The sequence below is a fragment of the Idiomarina sp. UBA4206 genome, assembly GCF_002383015.1.
GTDB classification, from domain to species: Bacteria; Pseudomonadota; Gammaproteobacteria; order Enterobacterales; family Alteromonadaceae; genus Idiomarina; species Idiomarina abyssalis.
This window is the reverse complement of sequence record NZ_DFTS01000019.1, coordinates 49,193-55,156: the sequence shown is the minus strand read 5'-3', so window position 1 is coordinate 55,156 and position 5,964 is coordinate 49,193. Positions and strand designations below refer to the sequence as shown.

6 protein-coding genes and 1 pseudogene are annotated in these 5,964 nt (G+C 43.7%); 3 read left to right on the top strand and 4 right to left on the bottom strand.

Annotation, left to right across the window (positions count from 1 at the left end; genetic code table 11):
* Together B3180_RS04185 and B3180_RS04180 are read right to left on the bottom strand one after the other, a co-directional pair.
* The coding region (locus B3180_RS04185; protein WP_286843215.1) for a hypothetical protein at nucleotides 1-512 on the bottom strand (512 nt) is incomplete at its 3' end.
* A gap of 20 nt (nucleotides 513-532) precedes the next feature.
* Nucleotides 533-3,406 carry an insulinase family protein gene (locus B3180_RS04180; RefSeq protein ID WP_278358861.1) on the bottom strand — a complete coding sequence of 958 codons (2,874 nt, stop codon included), beginning with the start codon at nucleotides 3,404-3,406 and terminating at the stop codon, nucleotides 533-535.
* A gap of 149 nt (nucleotides 3,407-3,555) precedes the next feature.
* Between B3180_RS04180 and B3180_RS04175 the strand changes: the two genes are divergently transcribed.
* From B3180_RS04175 to B3180_RS04165, 3 genes are all read left to right on the top strand, one after another.
* Nucleotides 3,556-4,113 carry a hypothetical protein gene (locus tag B3180_RS04175; protein WP_278358860.1) on the top strand — a complete coding sequence of 186 codons (558 nt, stop codon included), beginning with the start codon at nucleotides 3,556-3,558 and terminating at the stop codon, nucleotides 4,111-4,113.
* A gap of 47 nt (nucleotides 4,114-4,160) precedes the next feature.
* The gene (locus B3180_RS04170; RefSeq protein ID WP_278358967.1) at nucleotides 4,161-4,835 is read left to right on the top strand and encodes a hypothetical protein; all 675 of its coding nucleotides are present in this window, start codon (nucleotides 4,161-4,163) and stop codon (nucleotides 4,833-4,835) included.
* Between the two features lie 96 nt (nucleotides 4,836-4,931).
* A complete protein-coding gene (locus tag B3180_RS04165; RefSeq protein ID WP_054490187.1) occupies nucleotides 4,932-5,381 on the top strand; it encodes an SRPBCC family protein in 450 nt (149 codons plus the stop codon).
* A 23-nt stretch (nucleotides 5,382-5,404) separates the two neighbouring features.
* On the opposite strand, the gene B3180_RS04160 is transcribed toward B3180_RS04165, so the two are convergent.
* Both B3180_RS04160 and B3180_RS04155 read right to left on the bottom strand, forming a co-directional pair.
* A complete protein-coding gene (locus B3180_RS04160) occupies nucleotides 5,405-5,701 on the bottom strand; it encodes a YciI-like protein (RefSeq protein ID WP_278358859.1) in 297 nt (98 codons plus the stop codon).
* 12 nt (nucleotides 5,702-5,713) lie between these two features.
* Nucleotides 5,714-5,964: pseudogene (locus B3180_RS04155) on the bottom strand (hypothetical protein); the annotation flags it as partial.

Here is a 5,964-nt window from a genome sequence, read left to right as displayed (position 1 = left end):
AAGCTTTGCTGAGCCGGACTGTCTAAAGTCGCAATATACCCGTCGTGCACAACGGCAATATTCACTTGTAAGGGTAAACTCGAGTTTTCACTGACGGGCAAATCACCTTTGTAGGTTGCTTCGTAGGTAAGGCGGGCTTTGTCTTCCTGAGTTAGCTTATGCATGGTAATACTGCGCTCTTTACCTTGTGTGAATGTGCCCTCTAACTGACCATCATTCAGAGCACCCTGATAACTGGCCCCGAGGCTTGTATCGGTGAACTCTATCTTATTACCCTTAACTGAAAACTTCGTGGGTTGGTGGTCAAACATGCCCTGGTTCGGGCTATCGAGAGTTAGCTGGCCGTTATCGACATTAATACCAAGCGTAATGCTAACACCTTCTTGAAGGACAAGCTCTCCGCGCCATACGCCTTCCAGTTCCTCCTGATACTCTTTAGCTTGTAAAGCATGGTGGCAGAAAGCTGCCACCATAATAGTTGAGTAAATAAACCACTTAATAAAGGTCTTCATTTTATTGCCTCATTGGTTAATTACTGCTTTTTCATCTCCTGCTGGAATTCCGCCAGGTCAGAAATTACCGTTTGATTCGGTAAATCTGCGTATGGTTCATCAGCAAATTTAGTGCCGCGTAGTTGTACCGAAATACGAGCAGCATCCGGGTTTAACAGAGTTTCCTGATAGAAGGCTTTTGCGTTTTCCAATGTGACACCCTCAACAGCCTTAATCAGTTGCTCTTTGCTATCAAACTCAAAGCGCTGCAGTCTCAAATCGGCCAGAAGCGGAGACACCTCCTCGTTAAGGTTCTTTGGTGTCTCGTTCAAGGTAATGAGCGTGCTTTGCTTAAGTTGATTGAACTCTTCCTCAGTCATACCCTGCAGGTCTTCCCAGTATTCTTTCTTGAAGCTGTCAAAGCGTTCCTGCATATCGGCAACATTTTTCACCGGAGTTTGGATGTATAACCCAAAGCCGGCGTAATGGTCTAAGCTTGGGGCAAAGGCACCAACTGCGTAGGCTAACTGTTCTTCTGTACGCAGCGTATCGAAAGCAGCGGTACGGAAGTGACTTTGTAATACCGTACCGGCAGCTAACGACTCAAAACCGGGCTGTGGATGGATGTGTGCATCAACCAGTGCAACATCAGCAACCTCTAAGTCACGGCGCAGCACAATAGATTGCTCTGGTTGAGGTTCCCAGAACTGAGCCCGCTCAAAGTCTGTTACTTCCCGATTCTTCGGTAAGCTGTCCTTGATGCGTTTAACCGACTCATTAAGCCCTGCTTCGTCGTAGTTACCAAAAGCGAAAATGCGAATAGCATTATTACTCAGCATGGTATTCATGTAGTTCGATAAGTCTTCTGCACTTACAGAACCTGCTGTTTCAACTAACTCTTCCTGATTAAACCCACCTTCGCGGATCAACTGCCCGTAAGCATCGAAGCTTTGGTAAATCGGGAATTGCTGCCCCTTGTTGTTAAGCTCTCTAATATAGCGGTCAACTGCTTGCTCAAAAGCTTGCTGTTCAACTGTAAAACTCAGGTTGTTAATCGCCCTTTCCAGCAGTTGAGGCTGCTTATCGGTGAAACCTGACACCGTCAGCGTGAGGCCGGTGCTGTCGCTTAGACTGATGTTCATTCCGGCAATATTTGCTTCGGTATCAAGCGCGCTAATATTCATATTGTATAAGTCGCGCCACAAAGCGGTTAAAACATTCGCTTTTGCACTTTCAAGCGGGGCCGCATTATTGATTTGAATGTTGAATACACCCCGAGGTTGATCGCTGTATAGTTGACTTGGGTACTGCCACACCTGAATACCATCGTCTTCAATAACCACCTGAGGTTTGTCAAAAGCATCGTTCTGTTTAATGGCAAAGTTTTCGGGTAAAAGTGTATTTACCTTAGGCAGATTAATCGCCATTTGGGGCTCCTGGTCCCAGCTTGCGATTTCTTCTTGCGGTATATCCACAACTTTGTACTTACCTTCGTAAAAGTCGAGCTGACTGTCGTGCGGTTCATCCTGGCTGATGTACCAAACACGCAAATGCTCCGGAGTTAGCTGAGACAAAACAGAGCGTATGGCTTCGGGGTCAAACTCCTGATACTCGTAAGGTGCACTGATAGCGTATTCAGCCGGGAAATTTTGCATGGCTTCAGCCAGGTTAGAAACGTAACTGAATTCGTCACCTTTTTCTAAGAAACGGAAGCGATTGCTCAGGCTGGTTTTAATTTCGTTAAAGTACTTCTCATCAACGCCTTCAGCACGAACTTTATCAATGTACTTCATAATGAGAGCAACAATTTCTTCACGCTGCTTCATACCGGCATTGGTTAGCTCAACGTCAATTGCCAGAACGCCGTAGTTGCCGTAGAAAGTAGGCTGTGCCGATGCGTTTAAATTGGCAATTAGACCGGCATCTTTCAATTGTTGTGCTGGGGTGCCCGGCATTTCAGAGCCAAGCAAATAGCTGACATAGCGGTTTGGTTTAACCGCGAACTGGTCTTGGTTGTCGTTAATAATGAACTCAAGTTTCAGCTGTTTAACATCTTCATTCGGCACATAATGAATGCGTTTTTTCCCGACATCGTCGAAGTTAATTTGAGCAGTAACCTCAGGCTCTTCAATACCGTCATCTTCAATGCTGGAAAAATGCTTGCGGGCCAGCTCTTCCATTTCTTCTAACGAACGGTTGCTTATCATGGCAACTTTCATGATATTGGAAGAATAAAAACGGTTATAAAAATCCACAGTTTCCTGATGAAGCTCGCTGCCTTCTTTGTCGCTTAAGCTGTCCAAATTACCGATAAGGAAGCGGTTAGACGGGTGTTTGCCCAAAAGCAGTCGGCCAAGCTTGAACTGCCCAAAAAAGTCCATCTCGCGGCGCATAGACCACTCGGCATTGACCGCATTACGCTCTTTGTCGACGTATTCAGGATACAACTTAGGAGCTTTGAAAAAGTCCGAGAAGCGATCCAGGCCCTCATTGTAGGCATCGTTATTGACTTTAAACATGTAGTTGGTGATATCCAGCCAGGTGTAAGCATTCTGACTGCCACCGTTATTACTCATAAATTCGCTGTAGCCATTAGTGTCCGGGTATTTCTCGGTGCCCAGGAACAGCATATGCTCCAGGTAGTGCGCCATGCCCTGCTGTGTTTCAGGGTCCTGCAGTAAGCCGACACCAACACTTAACGATGCGGCAGACTTATCCGTATTAGGATCAGACACCAACATAATTTCAATATTGTTATCCAGAGTTAATACGCGATACTCACGCTGATCGTTGGGGCTTTTAATAACTTCCCCGGCAATAGCACTTTGCTGTGTGCTGGTTTCGGTCGCTGGTTGACTGCAGCCTGCGGATAATAAGGCGGAGCTAATAGCGCTCGCAAGTAGTAACTTTTTCATAGAGTAGGTCCCTTTAATAATTATAGAACCATAATAGCGAGGATTGCCGGCGTTATTAAAGTACGCCTGTTAACTATTTGTTGACTAATTTGTAACAGATTGTGAGAGTAGGAGTCGTACCTGACTTTATATTTAACAAGGAAATTAGAATGTTCCGTATAAAGGGGCTTACCTCTCTAGCTTTAGTGTTGACCATATCTGGCTGTGCGGTGCAAAATTTTAATAGTTATGCCTCACCGGACGATATCGAGATTGATAGGTTATTAGTTAATTCGTTATCCAGTTCATTTAATGAAGCGGCCATTCAAGAAGTTGAGTTCTGCGAAGCTGTGGCAAAGGCTAAATTTACATGTATTACTGCTAAAAACTTTAAAAAGCCCGGGATTAATTTTTCTGAATCTGATTTGATGAAAGTAGTTAAAGATGAAAATGTTGACCATGCCGTATTGGTAAGTCTTGTTTCGGCGAAAGCGAAAAATGAGGCGGTAGTTATTCAGTCAGGAAACCAGTCGCAAATAATAAATGGAGTTACCGAACAGAAACTATTTCAGGTGCAGCTTATTTCTATGTTAAACGGCGAAATCGTTTATTCGGCTGAAATAGAAACTCAGTACGGGGAGACAACTGCCGATTTTCAAAAAAGAAATTTCTACGGGCAGATTTTTGACGAAGTAGTTGAGGATTGGGAAAAGAAAAATATCCATTAAACATAAAAGAATGAGTTCTTATTGCATTGATACAAGGAAGTAGAGTGATGAAATGGCTTATATTTTTAGCAATGATTGCGTTACTGATAGGTTGTACTTCACCGACTGTATTTTTAACTACTGAACAACTATCAGAAAAAGAACGTAAATCGCTGGTGACAGCGCTATCTAAGAATGGTTTTAAGATTAAGTCTACTTCCGGTGTCAGAGTTCCTAAAGAGTTCCCCGATGTTGTCATTGCAACGAATGTTGCGAACGAGAATCCTGAATTTTTCGTAAAACTCGAAAACATTATTCAGCAGCAGAACCTTGGTGCTATAAGCTACCAAAAGTTTTATCAGCAAAAGCATTATTACAAAGGCCGTAATGTCGGGCTTTATATAAGAGGAGATGCTGAAGAGTTAGTTCTTCCTCCGGTACTGCGCGGTAGCGAGGAAACTTGCAATGGTCAACGGATGATCCTTGAGTTTAAAGATAAAACAGAAATGAGCCTGGATATTGAAGATGAAGAGATTACCTCCTATACAGGAAGTTATCAGTCGGTATTGCCGGATACTGTATACGCCAACTTTGAGGATATGAAAGAGCCTGTGACATTTAAGTTTTCGCAGGTTGAGGTAAAAACTTATGCCGGTATGAAAACAGCAGATAAACTAGTGGTGACTAAAAGCGAAAACGCCGTACTACCGGTAGGTTGTGAGTTTATGATCATTAACTACTAACAACCCATGTTATCCATTTCAAAATTGCTGTCGAAATTCAAATCACCTATTCGATTAGTTGAAGCCATCTACTCATTTATTTAATGGAGGAAAGCTATGTCGAATACGATTCGCTTACATCGAGTTATTAAGGCACCGGCGGAGCGCATTTATAAAGCGTTTTTAAATTCTGATGCTCTGGCCAAATGGCTACCACCACACGGCTTCACGGCAAATATTGAGAGACTAGACGCTCGTGTTGGTGGCACTTACAAAATGTCATTTACGAACTTTTCTACGGGGAGTAGCCATGCGTTTGGTGGTGAGTATCTCGAGTTAGTGCCGAATAAAAAGCTGCGCTATACCGATAAGTTTGATGCCCCGGATCTGTCAGGCACTATGATAACCACGGTTGAACTTAACAGTGTGTCATGCGGAACTGACTTAAACGTTGTTCAGGAGGGTATTCCGAGCGTAATTCCCAGTGAAGCTTGCTATCTAGGCTGGCAGGAGACATTAAGCCAATTAGCACAGCTTGTAGAACCCGATATTCCGGATGATATGTAGATGTTGAGCGGCTTAGCCGCTCTTTATTTAACTGGGTTGGAAGCGTGTTCACCAACAACCGTATTCCAGGGTAGAATTTTGTACTGAGTCACTAATCCATTGATGACATAAGGATCAGCTTCAGCAAAGGCTTCGACTACCTTGGGGTCGTCAACATAAAACAGGAGTTGAGCACTTTCAACCGGGTTTCCAACGGCACCGCCAAGCAGTAAATCACCTCGCTCAGCTGCTTGCCAGGCCAAAGATAGGTGCTCATCCCGGTATAACGCTCTTTTTTCCATATAATCGTCAGAGATTTGGTACTGTAGTAAATAATGCATAAAGCTTCTCGTTTAAGGTTGTCTTTCTTCTGTGCATCCACTGTAAACTTCAGCATAAGTCTGGCCGAAACAACTGATAAACTTATCCACAATATTTAAGTTAAGTGGCCAGTCTATTTCGATAGGGTTTCCGTCAGCGTCTTTCGGATTAAAGTTTTCCGGTTTCGGAACCGCAGCGAGTTCTTCTCGGTGCATTTTTAGCTTTTCCATATCTGACTTTAGAAAAGCGATGGTTGCGGAAACGTAATGATTCCAACCTGAAG

What these genes read in the sequence shown, in the direction of transcription:
- B3180_RS04165 (WP_054490187.1), top strand. Translation starts at nt 4,932, where the DNA reads ATGTCGAATACGATTCGCTTACATCGAGTTATTAAGGCACCGGCGGAG.
- B3180_RS04175 (WP_278358860.1), top strand. Translation starts at nt 3,556, where the DNA reads ATGTTCCGTATAAAGGGGCTTACCTCTCTAGCTTTAGTGTTGACCATA.
- B3180_RS04170 (WP_278358967.1), top strand. Translation starts at nt 4,161, where the DNA reads ATGAAATGGCTTATATTTTTAGCAATGATTGCGTTACTGATAGGTTGT.
- B3180_RS04180 (WP_278358861.1), bottom strand. Translation starts at nt 3,406, where the DNA reads ATGAAAAAGTTACTACTTGCGAGCGCTATTAGCTCCGCCTTATTATCC.
- B3180_RS04160 (WP_278358859.1), bottom strand. Translation starts at nt 5,701, where the DNA reads ATGCATTATTTACTACAGTACCAAATCTCTGACGATTATATGGAAAAA.